The 24,047-nt window shown below is 37.8% G+C and carries 20 protein-coding genes and 1 pseudogene; 3 read left to right on the forward strand and 18 right to left on the reverse strand.

Translation table 11 applies throughout. From position 1 onward, the window contains the following. Nucleotides 1-35 precede the first annotated feature (35 nt). The 7 genes and pseudogenes from AC4G3K_RS05525 to AC4G3K_RS05555 all read right to left on the reverse strand — a co-directional run bounded on the left by AC4G3K_RS05525 (nucleotide 36) and on the right by AC4G3K_RS05555 (nucleotide 8,544). Entirely contained in the window at nucleotides 36-1,400 is a 1,365-nt protein-coding gene (locus AC4G3K_RS05525) for an NAD(P)-dependent oxidoreductase (RefSeq protein WP_491132719.1), read from the reverse strand. Between the two features lie 696 nt (nucleotides 1,401-2,096). Further along, nucleotides 2,097-4,649 (reverse strand): type I pullulanase, encoded by a 2,553-nt coding sequence (gene pulA, locus AC4G3K_RS05530; RefSeq protein ID WP_491132720.1) that lies wholly within the window; start codon nucleotides 4,647-4,649, stop codon nucleotides 2,097-2,099. 325 nt (nucleotides 4,650-4,974) lie between these two features. Further along, nucleotides 4,975-5,250, reverse strand: a pseudogene (locus AC4G3K_RS05535) (penicillin-binding protein); the annotation flags it as partial. Nucleotides 5,251-5,351: 101 nt separating this feature from the next. Then, nucleotides 5,352-5,777 carry a hypothetical protein gene (locus tag AC4G3K_RS05540; RefSeq protein WP_491077103.1) on the reverse strand — a complete coding sequence of 142 codons (426 nt, stop codon included), beginning with the start codon at nucleotides 5,775-5,777 and terminating at the stop codon, nucleotides 5,352-5,354. A 112-nt stretch (nucleotides 5,778-5,889) separates the two neighbouring features. Continuing rightward, nucleotides 5,890-6,075, reverse strand: a complete 186-nt coding sequence (locus tag AC4G3K_RS05545; RefSeq protein ID WP_491077102.1) for a winged helix-turn-helix domain-containing protein — start codon at nucleotides 6,073-6,075, stop codon at nucleotides 5,890-5,892. A gap of 44 nt (nucleotides 6,076-6,119) precedes the next feature. Further along, complete coding sequence (locus tag AC4G3K_RS05550) at nucleotides 6,120-7,613, reverse strand: amidase (protein ID WP_491132721.1); 1,494 nt, start codon at nucleotides 7,611-7,613, stop codon at nucleotides 6,120-6,122. A gap of 382 nt (nucleotides 7,614-7,995) precedes the next feature. Beyond that, nucleotides 7,996-8,544 carry a histidine phosphatase family protein gene (locus AC4G3K_RS05555; protein ID WP_491132722.1) on the reverse strand — a complete coding sequence of 183 codons (549 nt, stop codon included), beginning with the start codon at nucleotides 8,542-8,544 and terminating at the stop codon, nucleotides 7,996-7,998. Between the two features lie 269 nt (nucleotides 8,545-8,813). Between AC4G3K_RS05555 and AC4G3K_RS05560 the strand changes: the two genes are divergently transcribed. The 3 genes from AC4G3K_RS05560 to AC4G3K_RS05570 all read left to right on the forward strand — a co-directional run bounded on the left by AC4G3K_RS05560 (nucleotide 8,814) and on the right by AC4G3K_RS05570 (nucleotide 10,486). Continuing rightward, on the forward strand, nucleotides 8,814-9,080 hold the full coding sequence (locus AC4G3K_RS05560; RefSeq protein ID WP_491132723.1) for an acylphosphatase: 267 nt from the start codon (nucleotides 8,814-8,816) through the stop codon (nucleotides 9,078-9,080). A gap of 145 nt (nucleotides 9,081-9,225) precedes the next feature. Beyond that, nucleotides 9,226-10,008 (forward strand): C40 family peptidase, encoded by a 783-nt coding sequence (locus tag AC4G3K_RS05565; protein WP_491077098.1) that lies wholly within the window; start codon nucleotides 9,226-9,228, stop codon nucleotides 10,006-10,008. Nucleotides 10,009-10,177: 169 nt separating this feature from the next. Continuing rightward, complete coding sequence (locus AC4G3K_RS05570; RefSeq protein ID WP_491132724.1) at nucleotides 10,178-10,486, forward strand: hypothetical protein; 309 nt, start codon at nucleotides 10,178-10,180, stop codon at nucleotides 10,484-10,486. Nucleotides 10,487-10,510: 24 nt separating this feature from the next. On the opposite strand, the gene AC4G3K_RS05575 is transcribed toward AC4G3K_RS05570, so the two are convergent. From AC4G3K_RS05575 to AC4G3K_RS05625, 11 genes are all read right to left on the reverse strand, one after another. Next, nucleotides 10,511-10,708 (reverse strand): ChaB family protein, encoded by a 198-nt coding sequence (locus AC4G3K_RS05575; RefSeq protein WP_491077096.1) that lies wholly within the window; start codon nucleotides 10,706-10,708, stop codon nucleotides 10,511-10,513. Between the two features lie 118 nt (nucleotides 10,709-10,826). Continuing rightward, entirely contained in the window at nucleotides 10,827-11,546 is a 720-nt protein-coding gene (locus tag AC4G3K_RS05580) for a YebC/PmpR family DNA-binding transcriptional regulator (RefSeq protein WP_491132725.1), read from the reverse strand. Between the two features lie 443 nt (nucleotides 11,547-11,989). Then, complete coding sequence (locus tag AC4G3K_RS05585) at nucleotides 11,990-12,979, reverse strand: LacI family DNA-binding transcriptional regulator (RefSeq protein ID WP_491132726.1); 990 nt, start codon at nucleotides 12,977-12,979, stop codon at nucleotides 11,990-11,992. 20 nt (nucleotides 12,980-12,999) lie between these two features. Beyond that, on the reverse strand, nucleotides 13,000-14,985 hold the full coding sequence (locus tag AC4G3K_RS05590) for a beta-galactosidase (RefSeq protein ID WP_491132727.1): 1,986 nt from the start codon (nucleotides 14,983-14,985) through the stop codon (nucleotides 13,000-13,002). A 15-nt stretch (nucleotides 14,986-15,000) separates the two neighbouring features. Continuing rightward, nucleotides 15,001-17,220 carry an alpha-galactosidase gene (locus tag AC4G3K_RS05595; RefSeq protein ID WP_491132728.1) on the reverse strand — a complete coding sequence of 740 codons (2,220 nt, stop codon included), beginning with the start codon at nucleotides 17,218-17,220 and terminating at the stop codon, nucleotides 15,001-15,003. 13 nt (nucleotides 17,221-17,233) lie between these two features. Further along, nucleotides 17,234-18,958: a glycoside hydrolase family 35 protein gene (locus tag AC4G3K_RS05600; RefSeq protein WP_491132729.1), complete on the reverse strand. Its 1,725-nt coding sequence runs from the start codon at nucleotides 18,956-18,958 to the stop codon at nucleotides 17,234-17,236. Nucleotides 18,959-18,974: 16 nt separating this feature from the next. Continuing rightward, the gene (locus AC4G3K_RS05605; RefSeq protein WP_491132730.1) at nucleotides 18,975-19,853 is read right to left on the reverse strand and encodes a carbohydrate ABC transporter permease; all 879 of its coding nucleotides are present in this window, start codon (nucleotides 19,851-19,853) and stop codon (nucleotides 18,975-18,977) included. 1 nt (nucleotide 19,854) lies between these two features. Then, nucleotides 19,855-20,751: a carbohydrate ABC transporter permease gene (locus AC4G3K_RS05610; RefSeq protein ID WP_491132731.1), complete on the reverse strand. Its 897-nt coding sequence runs from the start codon at nucleotides 20,749-20,751 to the stop codon at nucleotides 19,855-19,857. A gap of 20 nt (nucleotides 20,752-20,771) precedes the next feature. After that, nucleotides 20,772-22,046 (reverse strand): ABC transporter substrate-binding protein, encoded by a 1,275-nt coding sequence (locus AC4G3K_RS05615; RefSeq protein ID WP_491132732.1) that lies wholly within the window; start codon nucleotides 22,044-22,046, stop codon nucleotides 20,772-20,774. Between the two features lie 318 nt (nucleotides 22,047-22,364). Beyond that, nucleotides 22,365-23,132, reverse strand: a complete 768-nt coding sequence (locus tag AC4G3K_RS05620) for an ABC transporter permease (protein ID WP_491132733.1) — start codon at nucleotides 23,130-23,132, stop codon at nucleotides 22,365-22,367. Between the two features lie 2 nt (nucleotides 23,133-23,134). Further along, nucleotides 23,135-24,043, reverse strand: a complete 909-nt coding sequence (locus tag AC4G3K_RS05625; protein WP_491132734.1) for an ABC transporter ATP-binding protein — start codon at nucleotides 24,041-24,043, stop codon at nucleotides 23,135-23,137. Nucleotides 24,044-24,047: the final 4 nt, after the last annotated feature.

A 24,047-nucleotide genomic window follows, 5' to 3' on the forward strand; every position in this document is an offset into this window, starting at 1 on the left:
CAAAAACCTCCCCTGTCTTTGCATGCTTTTCATACTTACAAAATCTGTGCTTCTTCCTCCATTGATGGCGACAATAAATGATGGATCTGATAGGCCGCTTCCTTTCCCTGCTGGGCAGCCGATACAACCATCGCTTCCCCTTGACCTTGACCAAAAATACAATCCCCACAAGCAGAAACTTTTTCATTTGAGGTTTGATAAGTCTCAGGATCAACGATGGCCACACCACCTATGTGCTTAATGCCGAACTGCTCAATTAAGCTCGTATGTCTTGTTTGGCCAATGGCTTTAATGACAGCATCAGTTTCAAGAATAAATTCAGTCCCTGGGACTGGAACTGGTCGTGAACGCCCATCCCCTTCCGATTTTTCGAGCTTCATCTTGATGCATTTTATACCGATCACTTTTCCCTCTTCATTGCCAATAATCTCAATTGGGGCAGTCAACCATCTGAATTCAACACCATCCTGTTTGGCAAACTCATACTCAAACTCATAGGCTGTCATTTCTTCCTCTGTGCGTCTGTATAAAATTTTGACATTTTCTGCTCCAAGTCGAACAGAGCAAGTAGCAGCATCAATCGCTGTGTTCCCAGCCCCAATCACAACGGCTTTTTTTCCCGCTAGATGAGTTTCGCCCGGATGAACTTTCGTTTCTTTTACAAACTCGATTGCGTCAAATACCCCTTCTAGTCCTTCACCGTTAATACCAAGATTCGGAACATGCGACATTCCAGCAGCCAAAAGCGTATAATCATAGGTTGCAAGAATCTCTTCAGCTTGAATATCAATGCCTACTCGCTGCCCTGTACGAATTTCAACTCCTAGGCCGCTTACCTGTTCGACTTCCCAAAACGATACTGCTTGCGGGAGCCTGAACGATACGATCCCATACGTATTTAAACCACCTGCTTTATCTTCAGCTTCAAATACAACTACTTTATATCCAAGCAAGGCCAGCTCCCTTGCAGCCGATAATCCGGCCGGCCCTCCCCCAATGATTGCTACCGATTTTCCATTGGATTTGCCTGCCTTGAACAATAACTGTTCATTTTTTATCGCCCAATCTGTCGCATATCGCTGGAGGTTGCCAATCATAATTGGTTTTGTCGAGTGATTAAGAACGCATGCCCCCTCACATAATTCTTCTGTTGGGCAAACCCGCGCACAGCTTGCACCCATTGGATTGGCTTTCATAATGGCCTTAGCCGAACCTTTCAAATTATTTGTAGCGATTTTCTTGATGAATGATGGAATATTAATTCCTGTCGGGCATGCCTGAATACAAGGCGCGTCATAACAGTACAGACAGCGGTTTGACTCCTCTACCGCTTCCTGTTTAGTCAGACCCTTGAAAACTTCTTGAAAATTTTTCCGAATATCAACTTCTGTCAAGCTCATGAAAAAACCTCCTTCTTAAAATGGCTTCGTTAGCATATTTTGCGGCAGCTCACTTATATCGCCTCTAGATTGTGGCTAGACTTAATCAACGATACTGCGGATGCACCTCATCCACCTGACTACAAGATAAATATTGCATACTACTAAAAATGAGAATGTGAAATAAACCTTTCATATTGCCAAATGCACGAAAAAGGTTCTTACGTATGTCCTACGATTAAACGAAAGTACAAGGATTGATTCTGAATTAACAGGTAGCTGAAATGCGTCATGATTCAGCTATCATTTGCGAGTGGTTGCCATAATGCGAGAGTGATTTGAATCAGTCTGCTTTGCAGAGATGATTTCGTGAAGTATCTTCGAAGGAAAAAGAGAGAATATTCAATCATTTTGGAGTAAACGTCGTTTAAATCGTAAAAGATTTGACGCATACTCTTGTATATAATTCATAATTATAGCGCAAAAAAAAGAAAACAGGAAACTTCTTCCTGCAAATTAAGTCTAATTGCCTATAACTTTTACAAAGTTCTGACTTTTTAGACAAAAAAGCCAGGAAAGTTTACATATATAATAAGAAGGAGTACAAAAAATGAAAGTATACTTAAAAATAATAGTGGCAAGCAAGGTCAAACAACCTTTCTCAAATAAAGAAAGGCTGGTTGACCTGAAGACTTACTTATATTAAACTCGCTTCTCTTAGTATCCTCCTTTCTTTCCTCCTTTAAGTACAAATGTACTCAATGGAGGAACAATTACCTTATCCCCTTTTAGTTTATATAAGGGTTTTGAGGAAGCCTGATTCTCGTTTACAAGAACATTCCAAACAGTATTTTCAGGTAGTGTAAGTTGAATATCATAGGTATTTGCATTATGCACGACAAAATATTTTTCCCCTTGCTTACCTTTCGCTGAGCTATCCATTTTATAGGCAATCGCATTAGCAGGCGCATGCAAAAAAGTGATCCTTTCTTTAATAGTATAAGCATCCGTCATCCTGAATACAGGATGGTTCTTACGAAGTTCAATCAAACCTGACATGTACTTTACTTCATTCGCAAATTCCGCATTCCGTTTCCAATCTAATTGATTAATTTCATCTAGGGATTTATAGCTATTATGGTCTCCATACTTCGTTCGCATAAATTCTTGTCCAGCGTGAATAAATGGGATTCCCTGCGAAGTTAAAATGATAGACGAGGCTAGTTTATGCCTTTGTTTCTTCTCTTCGTAACTTGCATTTTGATTTGTTAATTCCAACTTATCCCAAAGGGTATGATTATCATGTGCTTCGACATAAGTGATCACCTGTTCCGGATCACGGTATGTTGCCAAGGTTTCATCATAATCAAGACCGGCCATAATGCCTTTTTTAATTCGATCTTCCATATTTAATTTTCCATTTATGAAACCATTACCCTGCTCTTCAAATACGCTGCCTTTCAGTCCGTCCCGAATATCATCATTGAAATGAGCAATACCCGGCATTTTTTCAGCATTTTTCTGATTTGCTTTTACATCTGCCGGAAGCGGAGTATTTAAATCCCAGCCTTCCCCATGTATGATAAATGATGAGTCAATACGCTTCAAAGCCTTCCTTACTTCATTCATTGTTTCAACATCATGGATTCCCATTAAATCAAATCGAAATCCATCCAGTTTATATTCCTTCGCCCAATAGGTTGAGGAATCGATTATGAATTTACGCATCATTCTTCGCTCGGAGGCAGTATCATTGCCGACACCGGTACCATTGGCCAATGTACCGTCCTCATTGTAGCGGTAGTAATAGCCGGGAACCAACTTTTGAAAGTTTGACTCCGCAGCATCAAACATATGGTTATAGACGACATCCATCACTACACGCAGCTCTTCCTCATGGAGCGTTTGGATCATTTGCTTCAATTCTTTTATTCTTACATTAGGCTCAAAAGGATTGGTTGAATAAGAGCCTTCGGGTACATTGTAGTTTTGCGGGTCATACCCCCAGTTATATTGCGGCTCTTCAAGCTTTGTTTCATCTACTGTTTTATAATCATAGATTGGCAAAAATTGGACATGAGTCACTCCTAATGATTTTATATGGTCAAGACCAGTCGACAGCTCTTTCGGCCCCTTTGTACCACTCTCGGCAACTCCTAGATATTTCCCCTTTTGCTTAATTCCACTTTCTGGTTGAATGGAAAGGTCGCGCACATGCAATTCATAAATAACTGAATCCTCTGGGTTCGCCAACTTTGGTTTCTTTTGTTTATACCAGCCCTTCGGATTCGTTTTCGCCAAGTCAATCACGGCTCCTTTTTGCCCATTGACTGACGCTGCTCTTGTATATGGGTCAACAGCCTCTGTCCATTTTCCACCTATATTTACTTTATACGTATAAAATAGACCGTCTTTATTTCCTATTAAATTCGCCGTCCATGTTCCCTTCTTACTCGGTCTCATCTTTATTTCCTTACCCTTCGAATCATTCCAATTGTTATAGAGAACGAGCTTTGCCTCTTGAGCAGTTGGAGCCCACAAACGAAATTTTGTTGAGAAACGAGAGTAGGTGTTCCCTAGATCGTTACCGCTATAATAATACTGGCGGTCAAACTCTTCTGTCCGTACCACTCGGCCTATCTCTACACCCTGCTTCCCATAGCCCTCAATTTTCACGGCATAGCTGCCGCGTACATCGAGCTTCTTTTTTGTTTTAATCCTCAACTTATTTGTTACTGAGTTATTCCCATCAATAGGGACAATTGCTTGAATTTGTGCACCTTCAAGCTCAATTCCTGTCCCCTTTACATCAAGTGGCTTATTTGTCGTGACAGTGATTTCTGTAAAGCTGTCCATCTCTGCCTTTTTGATATTTGGCTCACTGCTAGGTTCTGAATAGTACACTTCATCATCTCCTGAAATGACCCACACCTCCGCCTTTCCATCCTTTATTCCATCAATCCAATGGTCTCCGCCATCTTTTTCCCATGAATCTGTACGAATTATAAAACCAACCCATTCATGAAGCCCTTCCAGTGTAAATCTTGCAACTTTTCCAAAAGCGTCCTCTTCGTTAAACTGCTCAACATGACCTTCTTCATTTTCAGGCCATACCCATAAGTTCCAATCCTTCGTATACTCAGCTCCCTGATAATGGATGAGAATCTCCGTGTTTCCAGGTTCTGCATTTGCACTTGCCTGAGGGAGCATTGCCAATAACATGAAAAATACACCTAGCAGTGCAAAAATCCGCTTCTTCGGCAAAGTCATTTTTCAATCCTCCTTGATTTTTCTTTTAATAGGCAAACAATTGCTTAACTACTTAATTGAAATCGCTTTCGTAATTTCGCACTTCCATTCTAGTAAATTAGCTGCCATTAAAACAGTTTAGGTTTTCCTATTAATTAATAGAATTTTACTCTTGAATTCAAACTTTATTCCTATGCAGGGCAAATAGAATGAGGAGTACTGAATTATCTGTTGAATCAGCTTTGACTCCTGTTCATTTTTATCATAAAGATAGGAAACTTAGAACTCATTTTTATGTCCCCCTTTTATGAGAAGGCGGTTTAACCATCAATAAATTGTAATGTGATTAACTATATGTATCCGCTACCATTTTGCTGAATTCCCTCAAATAATGACGGTAATCTACTCCACTATAGTTGTATCGCTTATTATACATTTTTACCGCAACGAGATTCTGTTTAGGAATAACTAACAAGGTTGGCCCGGTTATTCCTAAGATTTGATAGGAGCCTTTAGATACTCTCTCTTCAATCTCGCTGTTAAAAGAAGGTCAATCTTGCACATACCAAAACAAACCATTTAGTGGTGTGATTTTATCATTATAATATCGGCTTTGGACATTTGCAGTTTACTAGAAGTGATTTTGAAAAAGATCGATGGGATTTTTATATTTTAGATCGCAAAAAAAGATTTCCGCACTAGTACGGAAATCCTGACTTACAATTATAAAGATAATGATAACTTTATTGTACCCTCTTCCATCTCATATGATTTAATTCTTCCAACAGGGATTTTTTTTACGATATCCCAGGAATTGAAATCCATGTTAACCGTTTGATTTGAGTATCCAGAAAAAGGTGGACTGTTAAAAATCTTAATGTCAACCATTTTCATGTTAACTGGGTTCACACTCTCGACTTCAAAAATAATCACTCTTTTTTCCATATGGACAGGTTTTAGTGTTACCATATATGAAATATTTGTATCTGTTGTACCACGAATGATCAGAAGGCCTGTTGTTATTTCTACTTTTATATTTTTTTGACCAGACTGCCTTTTTATAAGCTGTTCTAACATCATCGGCTTAATAGGTACAGTCACTCCTTTTTTACTCATTTCGTTAAATTTCGTTTTTAATTTATCCAGCATAGTTGCAACGCTCCTAATATGTATAGTTTCCAGTCAGACTGATACTTTATGTTTCTTCGTATTTAACTAGATAGTAACATGGATAGAAGGCTTATCCTACTAATGCTCCTCCTTATAAACAAATAAATGCTATTCTTTCACCTATTTCAGTCAAAGAATAGCACTTATTTCCCCATACTTCTTCTAAAATTTGTTCTCTCGTTTGTACCATACGTGCATTCCGGATGAAGTGGACAAGTAAATCAAATTCACGCGGGGTTAGCTCTATGTCGTCTTTGACTGACCACCATTCAACCAATGAGCCAAGCCATATTCCATGAGTTTACTCAAACTAGTTTAAATTTATCCTAAATAAGGATTTCCCTTTTGGCCAACCCAAATATCCGATTGCTCCATTAATGCTCCAATCTGAAGCAACCAATCCTCTCTTCCCTTTGGTGCCATTATTTGTACCCCTAGCGGCAACCCTTGAGCTGTTATATGAACAGGCAAGCTGATGGCTGGCTGGCCAATAATGTTCGCAAGCTGTGTGAATGGAGTATAGGTTAAACTTGGCTTAAACATCTCATAGACCAATGCTAACTGCTCAGAAGTATTTAATTCATTCACTTTTAATAACTCTGCGCTCTGTTCAGGAGTATGAGTCAATTCTCCAACCTTTGGTGCCGGGAAAGCCGTTGCCGGCGTGAGATATAAATCGTATACTTCATTAAACTTTGCCATTTGCGCAGCAGCTGTATCCCATTCTGCTATACTGCGAGTAAATTGAACGGCTGATACATTTTGTCCAGCAGTTTTGAGAACCCAAGTGACGATTTCTATATCATTAACTGTAATTGGACGTCCAATCGCTTCTTCAATCGAAAGAAGATCAGCTGCCATCTCCCCGCTGTTCATAATATAGTAATTTTCCATCAGACGGATTCCATCTACGCCGTTTTCACGTTCTTCTACACTAAATCCTGACTGCTCGAGCCATTCTACTGTCTTATGTACTGCTATTACTGCCTCTTCACTGACCGGTGTACCTACAGGAGATTTAGTAGAGAAAGCTATTTTAAGAGTTTTTTTCAGCGGTTTCGAGAGATTTTCTAAATAACTTCCATTGAATAATGGCACCTGAAAAGCTGTATCCGGCTGAATGATTTGCAATGCATCCAACATAGCTGCACTGTCACGAATGGTTTTTGTTAAGGCAAAATCACCCGCCGCTCCATGCCATTGACGCCCTACCCCCGGACCAACCGGAGTCCTGCCCCTTGTTGGCTTTAATCCAACTAAACCAGTAAAGGATGCTGGAATGCGAATGGAGCCCCCTCCATCACTGGCTCCGCTGATCGGCACCATGCCTGAGGCGGTACTGGCTGAAGCCCCGCCGCTTGACCCTCCGGATGAATAATCCAAATTCCACGGATTACGGGTTGGACCATAAACAACGGGCTCCGTAATATTTTTCAGTCCGAATTCCGGTGTACTCGTTTGTCCAATAATCACAAACCCAGCCTCGCGAATTTTTCTCACATAATTAGAATCACGGTTCGCAATTCGATTTAACAGCAGTTTTGTACCAGCCGTAATCGGTTCATCTTTAATAGCTTGAGACAAATCCTTTAATAAAATAGGGACCCCTGCATATGGGCCTTGAATGGATTCTGATTTTTCTGCTTCTATCAATGCTTTTTCCATTCTTGTTCTGACAACCGCATTTAATTTAGGGTTAAGTTCATTAACTTGCTCGAATGCATCCTCAATTATTTCTTTTGAGGTAAGTTGCTTTTCTTTTATGAGCTTTGCCAACCCAAGACCATCATAGTTAGCGTAGTTTCTTAAATTCATGATTGCGACACTCCCATTTTTTGAACTACTAGTTAATTTTCTTCTCTTTTCCGTTTAGACCAATAAATGAATTTGTATTTTTATTTAGCTTATTCCAATTGTTTATTCTACGGATGAAGAACTATTAGTGCCAGTCCCCCCTACTCTGCATCTGAGTCGGTAAATGAAATCATATAATATAGGAAGATATCGGTCCTTTATCTATTCTTTAATACCACACAGAACAAATTATTCGTTCCTTCATCAGCCCACCCGTAAATACAATTTTGTATTTCATTTTTTAATCTCCTATAGATCTGTATCCATGGAATTTTTTACAGTACCCGACACATGAAGGAAACCAACCCTTTACCTATCATCTTATACTTCCTCTAGTGTGAAATTATTGGTTAACTTTCCATACTCTCTGTATATCGATGTACTTTTCATCTATAATTAAATGATAAACATCTGGATTTGTAAGTTTCATCCAAGCATGATATCCATATGAATTATCCATATTATTCAAAATCAAAGTCAATAAATTCCCGTGAGTGACGATTAATGTGTTGGCACATTGGCTGGCCAATATTTCTTTTATCACGGCCATTCCTCTTTTTCCAGCCTCATTACTTGATTCTCCGCCTGCTAATTTTACATCAGGTTCCATAAAAGATTGATACAATTTTTCTCTCCAATCAGGCAAATCACGATCACATAATACTCGTTCCTTTAGACGGTCATCATATACAATATGTATACTCTTTGTTTCTGCAATTGCTTTACATGATTCAACAGTTCTTTTGTATGGACTGGATATAATCCGTTCTAAGGGAATCTCGTTAAAAAAATCTGTCAGCTCTAAAGCTTGCATGATTCCTTTATCTGTTAATGAACAATCGGATGCCTGACCGGTAGCCTCACAATGCCTGACTAAATAAATACTCTTCATGTTATCCCCCCACTCAATTATCCATTATTTGGTTTATGTTATTCTATCATATCAGTTATTCTAGCGTTTACTTCTATGATATATTTCTTCCTATTTATTGATTGTCACAATAAAAATACGTACCATTTAATTAAGAAGTTATTCTTTTTAAGCAGTTCACTTGGTTACAGATAAAAACTGTCCAGATTAAAAAGAAATCATGTCATTTTACATTCAATAAAATTAAACAGTTATTGAAATATGTAAATAACAGATTAGGAGGATCAATGATGAAGCAATTTCACATAGTGGTCACGGGGCTGGTTCAGGGTGTAGGGTTTCGCTATTTTACTCTTTATACAGCAAGAAATCATGATATAAAGGGATGGGTTCGAAATCGATCAAATGGTGATGTAGAGATTATGGCGCAGGGTACTGAAGAGGCATTGGGTCACTTCATTGGTAAAATTAGAATCGGACCGAAATACAGTAAAGTAAATCATGTCGAGATCAGTACACAGATTGCGGATGATTATAAAGCATTTACAATTAAATAAATCTTACCAATAAACAGAAAACTTACTTTTATTACATTAAACTTTCTTTTTTGTTACATTTAGGGAACAACTATAGTATTATCTTGTCGAATCTACTACACTAAGCTAGTACTTAAGAAATATACTAAGTTTAGTGGGGGTCAACATGAAAAATAAAGTTCTATCAATTACTGCTACCGCTGTCCTGGCTTCTTCTATTTTTGCCGGTGCTGCATCTGCCGCTACTGTTAAAGTTGCTAAAGGTGATACTTTATCGGAATTAGCAGTTAAATATAATACTACTGTGTCTGCAATTAAAAATGAAAACAATCTAAAGTCCGATACAATTTACATAGGACAATCTCTTAATATAGGTGAAAAAGCATCTACAAGTTCTTCTACTTCGACAAGTAAATATACGGTAAAATCCGGAGATTCCTTGTGGAAAATTGCAAATAAATATAACACTACAATTGCGAATTTAAAATCATGGAATAATTTAAAAAGCGATACGATTTATGTAGGACAAGTATTGGTTGTTAGCAAATCATCTACTTCAGCTGGTACTACATCAGGTTCTACAGTTACTAAATCAGAAGCTGAACGTATGGTTGCTACTGCAAAAAGCTTAATCGGTACTCCTTATGTATGGGGTGGAACGACTCCAGCAGGATTCGATTGCAGCGGATTCATTTACTATATTGTTAAAAAAGAACGCTCAAGCTTTACACGCACAAACACAGCTGGCTACTATTCTTCTATGAAGAAAGTAAGCACACCATCTGTAGGCGACTTTGTCTTCTTTGAAACCTATACTTCCGGAGCTTCTCATATGGGTATCTACGTTGGAAACAATAAATTTATCCATGCAGGCTCAAGCGGTGTTGTACAAGCTGATATGACATCCTCTTATTGGAAACCAAAATACTTAGGTGCAAGAAGCCTCTAAGTTTATATTGTAAAAACGGTAAGCGAACCTTAGCTTACCGTTTTTTATGTTTGACTTTATTTTTAATATGACTTCCTTTAACTAAATTTATGCAATTCGTGAACTATCGTATAGTGACCTTTCATTCGGACATCATATTCTTAAATCTGTTATGTAAGGAGATTGTCGGATGGCTAATGGATTTCGAAATAACCCATTACATATACTTTTTGCTACAATTCCCGGCCACACTGAGCAAGAGTACTGGGAACACCAAAATAATGGCTTATCCTGTCAGAAGGGAATAACCTGCTTGGAGGATGGCAGCTTTCTAATTATTGAACAAAGACAGTGGATTGAACAAGAAAGCTTCGGCTATACCATCTCAAAAGAGGAAGCCTTAAAAGAAATTCTCTTGTCAGATAACCTTGATTTGTTAAACCATCCAAAATTTTTCGAATTAAAGATTCTTTATGAAAAAACAAGGAATACTCAATAAGCTATGAGTATTCCAATATAAGTATTATTTTTCTACCCATTTACCATCGTCATTTTTTTCATACTTGTTCTTCACTGCACTCCAAGCTACTTTAAAAGCAGTTTCCTCTTCATTATATTCATCTTTTGCGGAATTAAACGCTTCTTTAAATATTTCCTGTGCATGATTTGGTAATGAATCCTTCACTGAATCAGGCAAATCTTTAACAGATTTATAGGGCATAAGATAACCTCCAATACTTAAGTTTATCTCTTACTTTTACCTCCATTCTCCTTCTTTAAACTAAAAACGTCTCCCCATGGGACATTCCCCCCGGAGAGACGTTAACATGGATAATGATTTATTCACCAAGGTCCACATTATGATAAACTTGCTGAACATCTTCCAAATCTTCAATTGCGTCAATCATTTTCTCAAATTGTGCTTGAGCATCTGCGTCTAAGGTCACATCATTTTGCGCAAGCATTGTCAGTTCAGCAACTGTGAATTCTGTTATACCTACATTTTTAAAGGCTTCCTGAACAGCATGGAATTGATGTGGTTCTGCATAGATGATAACTGCCTCATCTTCTTCCAGGATATCACGGACATCAATGTCTGCTTCCATTAGCAATTCAAGCACTTCATCAGATGTCTTTCCTTCAATACCAAAAACGGCTGTAGCATCGAACATGTACGCAACCGATCCGCTGACACCCATATTCCCGCCATTCTTACCAAACGCTGCACGGACTTCTGATGCTGTACGGTTCACATTATTTGTTAACGCATCAACAATCACCATAGATCCGTTTGGTCCAAAACCTTCATAACGAAGTTCGTCATAGTTTTCTTCAGATCCGCCTTTAGCTTTCTCAATTGCACGATCAATGATAGCCTTTGGCACACTGTATGTTTTTGCACGTTCGAGTACCATTTTTAATGCTTGGTTGGATTCGGGATTTGGCTCACCCTGTTTAGCTGCTACGTATATTTCACGTCCAAATTTGGCATAAATACGACTGGTATTGGCATCTTTAGAAGCTTTTTTTTCTTTAATGTTATTCCATTTACGTCCCATTATGAACACTCTCTTTCCACTATATCTACTTAAAAATAGTAATATGAATAAGCTGTCACTTCAATACTTTTTGATACATTTCATATTTTAACTAAAAGATTCTATGTATAAAAGAAACAACTTCACTACTTTACCTCATTTATTATACATTTAATGGACATTATAAAGAAAGAAGTAAGATTTTAAACCAGTTTTCAAATTAAAATTTATTTATTCCCCCCATATTATGAAGCCAACTTGCACCTTTCTTACTTTGCATAGTAATAAACCGCCCTATGAATGAATGGGCGGCTCTTACACAATTATTAAAGGATTTAAATCACCAAATCAATGTACGTAACACTTGAGAGAAAAGAGCAATAAGCGGAGGAATGAATTTTGATTACGGAAGCTACTTATCCAATACTAGCTTAAGATGTTAAACATGTTCCTTCCTAACCTATTCAAAAGCTACTATCCCTAATAATTAATTCAGTGGGGAGCACTACCTTTTTTGGTACAATCCTGTTTGTCATTTGCTCCATTAATAAACTTACTGCTGTTTCTCCCATTAATTCTGTATGTATCTTAATTGTACTTAAAGATGGATAAACAAACTTGACTAAACTTGAATCATTTAACCCCACAATATTAACCCGATCAGGAACAGAGATTTTTTCTTCGTGCAATGCCTTCAAACAACCAATCGCAATGGAATCATTACCGGCAAAAAAAGCCGTTGGCAAGTTATCTCCCTCTTCTCTTATGGCTTTCTTCATTAACTTATAGCCATCATTGATTGTAAAAGAACCCGTGTAAATGGATGCTTTATCTAAAAGACCCTTCTCCCTTAAATAACTACAAAAGGCATCTATTCGTACATCTTCAATATCCATACCTTCATCCATATAGGATTCATGTCCCCCTATATAGCCAATATGCTGATGACCTAATTTTATAAAATATTTTAGTATTTTCTCAGTAGCCTTTCTTAAATCAATTATGACTGAATCAAAACGGTCTTCATCAGGGTTAAAGTCCACAAAGACTATATTGGGAGAAATTCGACTAATGCGCTCAACTTGTTTTTTCCTGAATTTACCTATAGCGATAACACCGGCAATCTCATCAGGATTGATTTCTTCCAGATTCTTATACGTGTATTTCATAGCCTGAACTTGACAGGCTTGGCAACCATTTTCTGCACCTATCCTAATGGACATATAGTAAAGATCGTCAAGCTCTTCTTTGTCTGTATACCAATTAATAATGGCCACTTTTGGTAAAGTAATCTTTCGTGTAGGTGTTTTGTTATAGGAGAGTTCTTCGGCTGCTTCAAATATTTTTCTTTTGGTCTCATCACTGACAGACAGGGTATTATCATAGTTTAGAACCCTCGAAACGGTCGCATTGGAGACACCAGCCTTTTGTGCTATATCTTTTATGGTCGCCATAAGTCCTCTTCCCTCCCATGTTATGTACTTTCAATTCCCTTATACTCATGAATAGAACCATTTTGATCCACTTTGCAAATTACACACCCAAATGGTTGCACATCAATTTCAGCAAAGCACCCTTTTGTTTCTGAATGATTGATAACCATTAAATATTTTTCCCCATTAACAATACGTTCCATCACTTCAATTCCTTCATCAGAGTGATAAACGGTTAACTCTGCTTCTAATGCAATCCTCTTACAAAGTGGTTCCATTACAGAATGATCTACATCTGCTCCAATATAATAAGCGTTGCCTTTCCCAAAGTGATTCATTGTAATGCAGGCATAATTAGAATAGTAAGAATCATGATAATGGCTGAGCGGCTTTGCTGTCGTTGGATGTACCATATCTCTCCAAATCGAGCATATTGAAAAACCTCCGTTTAAGTCGACTATTTCAGCAGTTCTTCCTCCAAGTAAGGATTCAGATTCATCTATCTCTATTCCCAATAAATTGGACAAAGGTCCTGGAACCATTTCACCAAAACGGATATTATTATCCTTGTTCTTCACACCTGCCCGATATGACATAACGACTGTTCCTCCGGCAGCTGTAAAGGCCTCCAGCCTTTTTGCCAATTCTTCATCAACCATTTTCATAATCGGGATGAGTAAGATCTTATAATCCGAAAATTCATGATCGTACCGTATCACATCTATCGCTACATTCTGCTTATAAAACGGCTCATATAAACGAATAACCTCCTGTGAAAAATTAATTCCGGGGTTCTCCCTTTGTGTGCGCCAAGACCAAATATTATCAAAGTCATATAATACCGCTATTTCAGCCTTAATTGGGCTATCCACTATATGTTGGTACTTTTTAATATCTCTAAAAAAGTTCTGTACCTCAAGATATTTTCTGGAAGGTCGATTATTGGCATCAAGTATTCCTAAGCAATATTGTTCAGCTCCGCGGTTCATACCGCGCCAACGGAAATAGAGCATATTGTTACAGCCGTGGGCAAAAGCATGATAAGACCAGGCTATCGCTTGCTTTGGACGAGGAAGATAACCAATAATATCATGACCTTGAGCCCCCATTAACTGTTCGGCAATCCAGAAATTCTGTCTTTTCAACCCTCTAATAAAATCAAGGGACAGGGACAACTCAGCCGGTGTAACAGGTTCGGCCAGACCGCCCCAAACCGGGTAATTATCATATGATACAAAATCTAATTCTCTGGAAAACTCATTATGATCAAACCACTTATCAAAGAAACCTCCCGGCAGATTTGTGGTAACCGTTTGATGATCTCCTTTTAAGCTCTTCACTAAGTTCACGTGCTTCAATGCAAATCGGCTAAGTGAATAAGAACGAAATCTAGCCCAATCCTGGAGTAGTGAAGGGTTATGGACGGTAATAGTTTTAACTGGTAACGGAATCTCACTGAAATCGTTATACGTTTGTCCCCAAAAAACGGTACCCCAACGATCATTCAATTGACTTACTGTTCCATACTTTTCTTTCAAATATAGATGGAATTCCTTATGGCAGTAATCACAATAACACATGTCACTTCCTTCGTGGCCCAGTTCATTATCGATTTGCCATGAAATGATTTGCTCCTCCTGACGATAATGCTGAACAAGACGTCCGGCTATACGTAAAGATAACTCCGTATATTTCTCTGAATTATAGCAGTATTGCCGTCTGCCGCCGTAACCCATCTGCTGCCCATTTTCATCCTTTAGAAAAACTGAAGCATAGTTCTTTCCCAGCCATGCCGGAAAAGTAGCAGTAGGCGTTCCAAACATAATCTTAATTCCATATTCTTTTGCTTTAGCTACAACTCCGTCAAAAAATGAAAAATCAAACTGACCTTCTTCTTTCTCCATCAAGTGCCAAGCAAATTCACCAATACGAATAAGATTTACGTCCATTCCTTTCATTCTCTCTAAATCTGAATCTATTGAAACAAAATCCCAATGTTCCGGATAGTAATCGACTCCTAAATACATCGTAAAGCCTCCCTATTATTCGCTCTGTCTAATATAAAACACGTGAGATTGGTAATCTCCACCACGTTGGGCAACTTGTCTATTTACCCCATTGAATTCTATTGGCAAAGGAATCCCGATAGCCATTAATTCATCTCCATAATGGGCTTGGCTATCCAATTTGTAGGTTGCGTCTTCAATCAACCCAACAAGGCGAAGATATTGCTGACGTTTTGGATTTGGTATAGCCAGTACTTGATAATACCCGATTAACGCTTCGTTTTTATCCTTACTTACAATCATCCAAGCTGTCTCATTGCCTGCAAACGGATTCTTCAAACGATAGAAATCACCATCACGGATTAATTTTCGGTGTTCTTTATAAAACTGAACTTGCTGTACAATCTCCTTTTGCTCACTATCCGTTAATTGATTTGGATTAAGTTCATATCCAAATGTACCAAAATACGCAACATCAGCCCGAACAGAAATCGGCGTATTTCGAAGAGTCTGATGATTCGGAACAGCCGATACATGCGAACCCATACTATATATTGGATAAACTAAAGAGGTACCATACTGTATTTTTAAGCGTTCTACTGCATCTGTATTATCACTAATCCAAATTTGAGGGGCATAATACAATAATCCAGGATCTACTCTTCCCCCTCCTCCAGCACAAGATTCAAATAGGACTTCTGGAAAATCCGATGTTAAGCGGTCATATAGCTTATAGACACCTAATATATAGCGGTGGAAAAACTCTCCCTGACAGTGTGCTTCTAATCCTTCCGAATAGGCCTCTGTGATATAACGGTTCATATCCCACTTAATATAAGCTAGGTTGGTTTCTTTGATAATTTTTGCCATCATCGTATAAATAGTGTCCACCACTTCGTCCCTTGTGAAATCCAAAACCAGTTGGTTGCGGCTTAGGGTCTGCGTATCTTTCGGGCTGCTAATCGCCCAGTCCGGATGGTTTTTAGATAGGTTACTGTTCGGGCTGATCATCTCAGGTTCAAACCAAAGTCCAAACTTTAGTCCACGCTTCTTTATTTCATCGGACAAGAATTTTAATCCGTTCGGCAATTTCTCATTGTCCACAATCCAATCACCAAGAGAGCTTTTGTCATTGTCTCGTTTGCCAAACCATCCATCATCTAGAACAAATAATTCAATACCGAGTTTCTTTGCCTTTTCTGCAATGGTCAGAAGCTTTTCTTCATTAAAATCAAAATACGTTGCTTCCCAATTATTAATCAGGATTGGCCTTAATTCATTTTTCCATCTGCTTGGGAGCAGGTGATTACGGTAAAGATTATGGAATGCTTGGCTCATTCCGTTCATGCCCATTTCTGAATATACCATGACAGCTTCGGGTGAATGAAACTGTGTACCTGGTTCAAGACACCATTCGAAACGATATGGATGGATACCAATCATGATTCTAGTATTTTCATAGTGATCAACCTCTGCCTGTGCAAGAAAATTACTGCTATACACCAGATTAAAGCCATACACTTCCCCTGTATGCTCAGTTGCATCAAGGCTGGTTAATGCTAAGAATGGATTATGATGATGTGAGCTAGCTCCTCTAATACTGCCAATCGATTGAATACCCGATTCAATTCGTCGTGTTTTTATGTGCCGCTCTCTTGACCAAGCTCCTGCCAAGTGAACCATCCTATAATCCATATTTGGATAATCAATGGATAAACTCATGAATTTTTCAATGGATATCCGCTCATGGCTATTATTTTTTAATGATGCCGAGCGGGTAATGACTGGCAAATGGTGATAAATAGTGTAATGTAAAGTTAATTCCGCATTAAGCCGCTTATCAATCAGTATTATTTGCAAAGATGTAGCATCTTGACTATCTGCATATGTGGCCGGCAGTCCAGGGATTTCTTTTTTCCCTTTTAGTATCTTGTGAGTTTTATATATAAAATTCACGACATGGCTGCCATCATTCTTACGCAGGCTTATTGCCGGGTCACGAAAATCACCTTTTCCATATACAGGGTATTCTTGCCTGAAAGATTCAATTGAAAAGGCAGGATCATCTTCAAGATGTGTACTATTACCTGTTGGATTTCCATATGCCTGAAGGCGCGAAAAGTCTTCGCGCCCCTGAATGGCTTTGCCATAATATAAATGACCTAGTTGCCCATTTTTCATAATATGGAATATATAGCTGATTTGCCCGTTTGTCAGATGAAATTGAGTATTATTATTTGAAATATGAACGTACATCCATAAAAACCCCCTATCCCAAGTCTGCCTTTTCCAAAAAAGTTATAATATGATCTGTATTTCCTTCGAGCTCTACTATCAAAATCTCATTCTCGCCGTTTTTTAGCAATGGGCCAGGGATATAAAGAGTTGTTTGTGGACCTTCTTCCCAATAGCGACCCAAGTTGAATCCGTTAACAAAAACATACCCTTTTTTCCAGCCTTTCATGGAGACAAAGGTGTCACATGATTCGTCAATATAGAGTGATCCATCGAAGAATTTTGGATACCTTTCATCTTTTGGTACGATGCCATTTAAACAAACATCTTCTAATTCAATTGGATAAATATCCCAACCAAACTGAAATTGATTATTTACCCACAATGGCTCAATAATCCCCTTGGAATCTTTAAGATTCTTTCCATAGTTCACTCGACCCATATTTTCTACTAGTATTTCAATGATATTTTCCTCATTTGTTCCAGTTAATTGAATATTCTTCACCTTATCATTTCGATAGATAATCCTCTCTAGTACACCATTGATATATACAAACGCCCTATCTCGAATAGGTGTAATATCCATTTCGAAATTACCGCAGTAAGGTACAATTGTCCGATATAACGTCAATCCATAATTTTGCCCTAACTGCTCCATTGATAATGGATGAGAACATGTCTTTTTTTCACTGATTACTGGAAGGGCATCAAACAAGCTGCATACTTCCTTAACTTCCAGTTTTCCATAATGTTTGGATTTTGGCTGCTCTTTCCTAACCTCAGATGGGAGCTGTTTAAACTCACTTATAATTTTTTGAACAAGTAAGTATTTCTCGGTAATTTCTCCAGATTCCGATAACAACGCATCGTAATCATAGCTTGTTACGGTTGGAGTATATTCATCATAACAATTAGCCCCATTCATATATCCAAAATTAGTACCGCCATGGAACATATAGAAATTAATCGAGGCACCACTTTCCAACATAACTCTCAGTGTTTCGGCTACATCAGCACCCGACCTGATATGATGCTCCCCGCCCCAATGATCAAACCAACCAATCCAAAATTCCATACACATTTTAGGATGGTTTGCCTTAAGCTCTTCCACTTTTGCAAAACCCTCTAATGGACGAGAACCAAAGTTTACAGTTGTTAATACATCAGGGAGTGAACCTGCTTCTACCATTTCAGGACCATCAGATGTGAACAGTAAACTGGTGATTCCCCTATTCACTAAAGCATTTTTGAGAAACGTCAAGTATTGTTTGTCATTTCCATATGCCCCATATTCATTCTCGATTTGAAAGGCCAATACAGGACCGCCTTTTTCATATTGGTATTTCTCAATCCTTGGAATTAACTCGTCATAGTAATCACTTACATGTTGTAAAAACTGCTCATTTGAACAGCGTAGCTCGATATTTTTATCCGCTAATAGCCATGCCGGCAACCCACCAAACTCCCATTCTGCACAAATATAGGGGGATGGCCTTAAAATAACGTAAAGATCTAACTCTTGAGCCAGCTCGATAAAAGCTTCCACATCTGCCAGATAGCTAAAATTAAATTCACCTTTCTTTGGTTCATGAAGATTCCAGGGTAAGTATGTTTCAACCGTATTAAGCCCGCATTCTTTCAATTTTAACAGGCGATCCCGCCAATGCTCAGGCACAACCCTGAAGTAATGAATAGCCCCGGATAGAATTTGAAATGGTCTTCTGTCTAATAGAAATTGTTCCCTATCAACTGTCAGCATAATAACCGCTCCTTTTTTACTTAACCGCACTGCCTAACATGCCAGAAATGAAGTGTTTTTGTAATGCCAAAAAGAAAATAATAATAGGTACAGTAGCCAACGAAACTCCGGTCATAATCTGGCCATAATCTATAATCGATAAACCTATTAAACTTGATAATGCTACAGGGAATGTATACATATCACTCGATGTTGTTGCCACAAGCGGCCACATGAAGTTATTCCATTGAGCCATAAAAAGAAAGATTGCAGTAGCAGCTAATGCAGGCTTCATTGATGGCAGTACGATTCTAAAGAATATTCTCGATTCTCCTGCTCCATCGATCCTTGCAGCCTCTATTAATTCTGTAGGGAATGACAAGAAATTCTGCCTCATTAAGAAAATGGCGAATGGGTAACATACTGTAGGTAAAATTAGTGCCGCGTATGTATTTAATAAATTCAGATTTGTCATCATTTGAAATAATGGAATTAAGGTAGCCTGATATGGGATCATCATAGACAGTAAGAATAAGGTGAAAAGTAAATTACGTCCTTTAAATTGATATTTTGCAATCACATAGGCGGCTGTTGAACAAACAAACAGTGCAGCTACTACATAAATACCTGAAACAATCAATGAGTTCATCAGTACCCGTACAATATCAATTGATTCATTTAAGTTAGTAAAATTTGTAACAAATTCTTTACCAGGTAAAAGTGTCGGTGTTTTAGCAAACATCTTACTTGAATGGTTAGTTGCACCAATAATCATCCAATAAAAAGGGAAAATAGAGACAATAGTAAATATCCCTAATACCACATACATGCCTATCTTCGAAGCTAACGCTGAACGGTTTTTTTTAGTTTTCACAGGCTCTACTCTACTAGATTTTTGACTTTGTAATTTTTCCATATTAATCATCTCCTGTAACCTTAAACTGGATAAAGGTTAGTACTCCTACAAGTATTACAACGGTATAAGCAATGGCAGATGCATAACCAAAATCGAAATAGTTAAAGCCGTTTTGATAAATATATAGACCTAAGGACATTGTTGCGTCTGCTGGTCCACCTTTAGTCAAGTTATACGGTTCGTCGAATAATTGTAATGTTCCGATGGTTGATAAAATGGCAGCGAATAAAATGACAGGTTTAAGAGAAGGAATCGTGATAGAAAAGAATTTACGAATCTTTCCTGCACCATCAATCGAAGCTGCTTCATAGATTTCACCGGGTACATTTTGAAGTGCGGCCAAAAAAATAACCATATTATAACCGGTCCAACGCCATGTCATCGCTAATATAATCGATACTTTTGCCCAAAAAGGTGTAGAGAGCCAACCAACATCTCCAATTCCTAAGTAACCTAGTAAAGTATTAAAAATTCCGTCTTCCTGCAGCATAATTGAAAACAAAATAGAATAGGCAACCAAGGAAGTAACTGCTGGAAGGAAAAACGAAACTCTAAAAAATCCTTTTAATTTCAATAATTGATTATTTAGTAATGTTGCAAGAATCAAAGCTAAAATGAGCATAATGGGAACCTGAACTATAAAAATGATAAAGGTATTACCTAACGCCTTCCAGAAAATCGCATCATCCAATAGACGTCTATAGTTATCAAGACCCACAAATAAATATTGTCCTCTTTCCGAAGTTTGGAAGCTTAAAATAAAGGAAGATATGATCGGATATATTGTAAATATGGAAAATAGGATAACTGCTGGAGCTATAAATAAATATGGAAAAAGCTTTTGTCTATTCATCGAAATCATCCCCTTTTTTAAAAAGAGGAGCTGAATGATATCCATTCACCCCCCTAAATGTATTTCTATTTATTGATTCTGTTCTCTAAACGGCTCATTGCATCTTTAAGTGCTTTTTCGACGCTGGTGCCATTAGATATTTCTGATTGGGCTTTTTCAGCCTCATCTTGCGCAAGGGTATAATTGTTTGTATAGTTTACAGATGGAATATCTTTCATTTCATCAGCGAACAATTTCCAGATTGATTGATTAGCGAAGAATTTATCTTCAGCAGTAAACACTTCATTATCGTAAACTATGTTCAAGGAAGGGAATAATCCTCCTGCCATTGCATCTAACTGAGCATCTTCAGAAGTAGAGAAGTATTCCATGAAGTCATATGCTTCATCTTTTTTCTCACTGCTGTCAAGTATGACATAGTTACTTCCTCCCAGATTAGCCGCACGGTTTCCACCTTCTTCAAAAGCTGGCAATTGGAATACTCCCCATTTACCAGAAGTATCAATAGCCTGCTGAGTCAATGAACCAGAAAGCCATGCACCTGATGGAGCTATTGCTACATCGCCATTAGCCATAGCGCTAATCCATGCATCCCATCCTACTGTGTTTTTGATCAAATCAGCATCATTCATTTTCTTTATTACACTCATCGCATTCTTAGAAGCCTCAGAAAGGAAATCAATTTCACCCTTTTCATTAAAATACAAGGTTCCTTGCTGGTTCATAATCATACGATAAAGACCGTCATCACCATTTAAATCTAGTCCAAGCAGGTTAACACCAACTTTTTCTTTTATCACTGTACCCGCTTTAATTAAATCATCCCAAGTCTTAATCTCATCCGGGTTTATACCTGCTTTTTCAAAATAATCCGTTCTATAGAACACACCTGTCGGACCTGCATCAAATGGAAAACCATAAACATTGCCATCTTCCTGCGTTAGTAAATCAATTTTATATGTAGCGAATTGCCTTGCATGGTCGTCAAATCCTTTTTCAGAAACATTCATAAATGCTTCGGGGAATGACTCAAAATATCCTTGAACCCGGTCATCTTCCATGAGAACAATATCCGGAAGACCTTTCCCGCCAGCCTGAAGACCTGTAGTTAATTTCGAATAAACATCTTCACGTCCAAGTTCTACTACCTTCAGTTTGAAACCAGGATGATCCTTTTCAAACTCCTTTGCCGCTTTCTCTAAAACTGGTATATTAATATTCCAAGCCCAAGCAGTAACCTCTTTATTACCTTCCTTGGAATTAGAAGAACTACTACTGCTGCATCCACTTAATACCAAGCTTAAAATCAAAATAAAAATCAAAAACTTAAATTTTTTCATTATTATCTCCCTCCCCTAATATTGGTAGCGTTTACATTATTATTCTATTATTACCAAAATATCTTGTCAACAAAATTTAGTAAATTTTTAGTAAATTTAATTTTATTTGTAAATGAATGAACAAATTGTCTCTTTCAATACCAAAAAAAGGGAAACCTGATTAATAAGGTTTCCCAATACTTTTATAAATAATTTTTGTGACTAGTGAATTTTTATGACTAATTAACTCATTTTTGCTATGAATTCATCGATATATCAATATTTGAAGGAACGATTAGTTGATTATTGTCTTGTTCGGATTCTGTGTGATCATTCCTATTATATTTCCTGGCGTTTTAGCATCCTATTTCCAAGTACGAACAGGATTATGATAATCAATGTAGTTCCTGTGATAGAGGCTGTCAGGTTCTCTTGCTTTCCAACCATCATATCATTTGCATCTTCAATCAGTTTAGAAGGTGTATAATTCTCCAGACTAGATGGCAAAAAGGCGCCTACTTTTGTAATGGCTAAGTAAGTGGCATAAGAAAGAAGTCCTGCTAGCAATGTACTTTTACAGAAAGCTGAATAGAATAACGTGATCGTTACACATAAAAGCAAGATGAGCAGGAGAATACTATTTCCTTTCATTATAGATGACCAGTCCATTGTACCTTCAAATAAAATACGGGTGTAATATAACGATAATACCAATCCAATAATATAGGAAACGACACTCAATAGATTAAAAATCGTCCATTTTGCCGAAAAATAAGTAAAACGAGTAATTGGTTTGGACAATACCATGGCAGCAACGCCTTTTTCTCTTTCAGAAGAAATTGCACCCATTACAAAGAGAATCAGAGCTATAATTCCCATTTGCTCAAAATTACTGAACATCCCATTTAGGATATCTGTGGAGGTACTTTCAGGAATTTCTATAATCGTCCCTTCAGGTAAATCCTGCTCGATTAAATCAGGTAGCAATTTCATCACAATTGGTAAACTTAACATGATAATGGCATAAGCAATAGGCATAATAAACAATTTATAAGATCGCATAAGTTCTAACCATTCTTTTTTTAATATCGTCAGGAACGTGTGCATCTTTAGTTCACCACCTTCATAAAGATATCCTCTAAGGATGGCGATTCGACCTTATACTCTGTGATGATTCCACCAGCCGTATGTATGATCTGAGGAATCTGTTCTTTTGCCCGCTTAAAGTCGTTCACATACACTTTATAGGATAATAATGTTTCATCAACATTCGTAACCCATGTTTGGTTGTTTAGTTTTTCTTTTAAGTCTGGCACCTGATTCATAATCGTAAATCGTATAATTAAATCAGCGTATCGATTCATTAGTTCTTCTTTTGATGAGGAATGCACAACTTGTCCCTGATTCAATATGATAATATGATCTGCAATCTTTTCAACATCATCAAGAATATGACTGGACATAAAAATGGTATGATTCTTTTTTAGTTCCTCTAGGATGTGCAGAACCTGATATCGTCCAACAGGGTCAAGTGCAGATACGGGCTCATCTAAAAGTAAAATCCTTGGGTTGTTCAGCAATGCCTGGGCCAACCCCAACCTTTGTTTCATCCCACCACTGTACCCGCTGATTTTCCTTTTCCTAGCTTCCCATAAACCACATGTCTGCAACAATTCATCTGTACGAGACTTCCGTTCTTTAGCAGTAAATCCAAAGAGGTCTGCTGTGAAATATAACCATTCCTCCCCGGTCATATAATCATAAAAAGCAGGTTGCTGAGGTAAATAACCCGTGATTTTAAGAATTTCTCTGGTTTCAGTTTTCACATTATAACCGGCAATATGGACATCTCCGGAAGTTGCCTTGGCCAAGCCTGCAAGGATTCGAATCGTTGTCGTTTTGCCGGATCCGTTTCTTCCGATAAAACCATAACAACCGTGACCTTCCACATCAAAACTTACTCCCTTTAACGCATCTGTTGTCTTATACTTTTTGGTCACATTTTTGCATGAAATCAATCCA

The organism is Bacillus sp. z26 (assembly GCF_058313635.1).

What these genes read in the sequence shown, in the direction of transcription:
- AC4G3K_RS05580 (WP_491132725.1), bottom strand. Translation starts at nt 11,546, where the DNA reads ATGGGACGTAAATGGAATAACATTAAAGAAAAAAAAGCTTCTAAAGAT.
- AC4G3K_RS05610 (WP_491132731.1), bottom strand. Translation starts at nt 20,751, where the DNA reads ATGGATATCATTCAGCTCCTCTTTTTAAAAAAGGGGATGATTTCGATG.
- AC4G3K_RS05605 (WP_491132730.1), bottom strand. Translation starts at nt 19,853, where the DNA reads ATGGAAAAATTACAAAGTCAAAAATCTAGTAGAGTAGAGCCTGTGAAA.
- AC4G3K_RS05585 (WP_491132726.1), bottom strand. Translation starts at nt 12,979, where the DNA reads ATGGCGACCATAAAAGATATAGCACAAAAGGCTGGTGTCTCCAATGCG.
- AC4G3K_RS05600 (WP_491132729.1), bottom strand. Translation starts at nt 18,958, where the DNA reads ATGCTGACAGTTGATAGGGAACAATTTCTATTAGACAGAAGACCATTT.
- AC4G3K_RS05570 (WP_491132724.1), top strand. Translation starts at nt 10,178, where the DNA reads ATGGCTAATGGATTTCGAAATAACCCATTACATATACTTTTTGCTACA.
- AC4G3K_RS05550 (WP_491132721.1), bottom strand. Translation starts at nt 7,613, where the DNA reads ATGAATTTAAGAAACTACGCTAACTATGATGGTCTTGGGTTGGCAAAG.
- AC4G3K_RS05540 (WP_491077103.1), bottom strand. Translation starts at nt 5,777, where the DNA reads ATGCTGGATAAATTAAAAACGAAATTTAACGAAATGAGTAAAAAAGGA.
- AC4G3K_RS05560 (WP_491132723.1), top strand. Translation starts at nt 8,814, where the DNA reads ATGAAGCAATTTCACATAGTGGTCACGGGGCTGGTTCAGGGTGTAGGG.
- pulA (WP_491132720.1), bottom strand. Translation starts at nt 4,649, where the DNA reads ATGACTTTGCCGAAGAAGCGGATTTTTGCACTGCTAGGTGTATTTTTC.
- AC4G3K_RS05555 (WP_491132722.1), bottom strand. Translation starts at nt 8,544, where the DNA reads ATGAAGAGTATTTATTTAGTCAGGCATTGTGAGGCTACCGGTCAGGCA.
- AC4G3K_RS05590 (WP_491132727.1), bottom strand. Translation starts at nt 14,985, where the DNA reads ATGTATTTAGGAGTCGATTACTATCCGGAACATTGGGATTTTGTTTCA.
- AC4G3K_RS05595 (WP_491132728.1), bottom strand. Translation starts at nt 17,220, where the DNA reads ATGTACGTTCATATTTCAAATAATAATACTCAATTTCATCTGACAAAC.
- AC4G3K_RS05615 (WP_491132732.1), bottom strand. Translation starts at nt 22,046, where the DNA reads ATGAAAAAATTTAAGTTTTTGATTTTTATTTTGATTTTAAGCTTGGTA.
- AC4G3K_RS05575 (WP_491077096.1), bottom strand. Translation starts at nt 10,708, where the DNA reads ATGCCCTATAAATCTGTTAAAGATTTGCCTGATTCAGTGAAGGATTCA.
- AC4G3K_RS05620 (WP_491132733.1), bottom strand. Translation starts at nt 23,132, where the DNA reads ATGCACACGTTCCTGACGATATTAAAAAAAGAATGGTTAGAACTTATG.
- AC4G3K_RS05565 (WP_491077098.1), top strand. Translation starts at nt 9,226, where the DNA reads ATGAAAAATAAAGTTCTATCAATTACTGCTACCGCTGTCCTGGCTTCT.
- AC4G3K_RS05525 (WP_491132719.1), bottom strand. Translation starts at nt 1,400, where the DNA reads ATGAGCTTGACAGAAGTTGATATTCGGAAAAATTTTCAAGAAGTTTTC.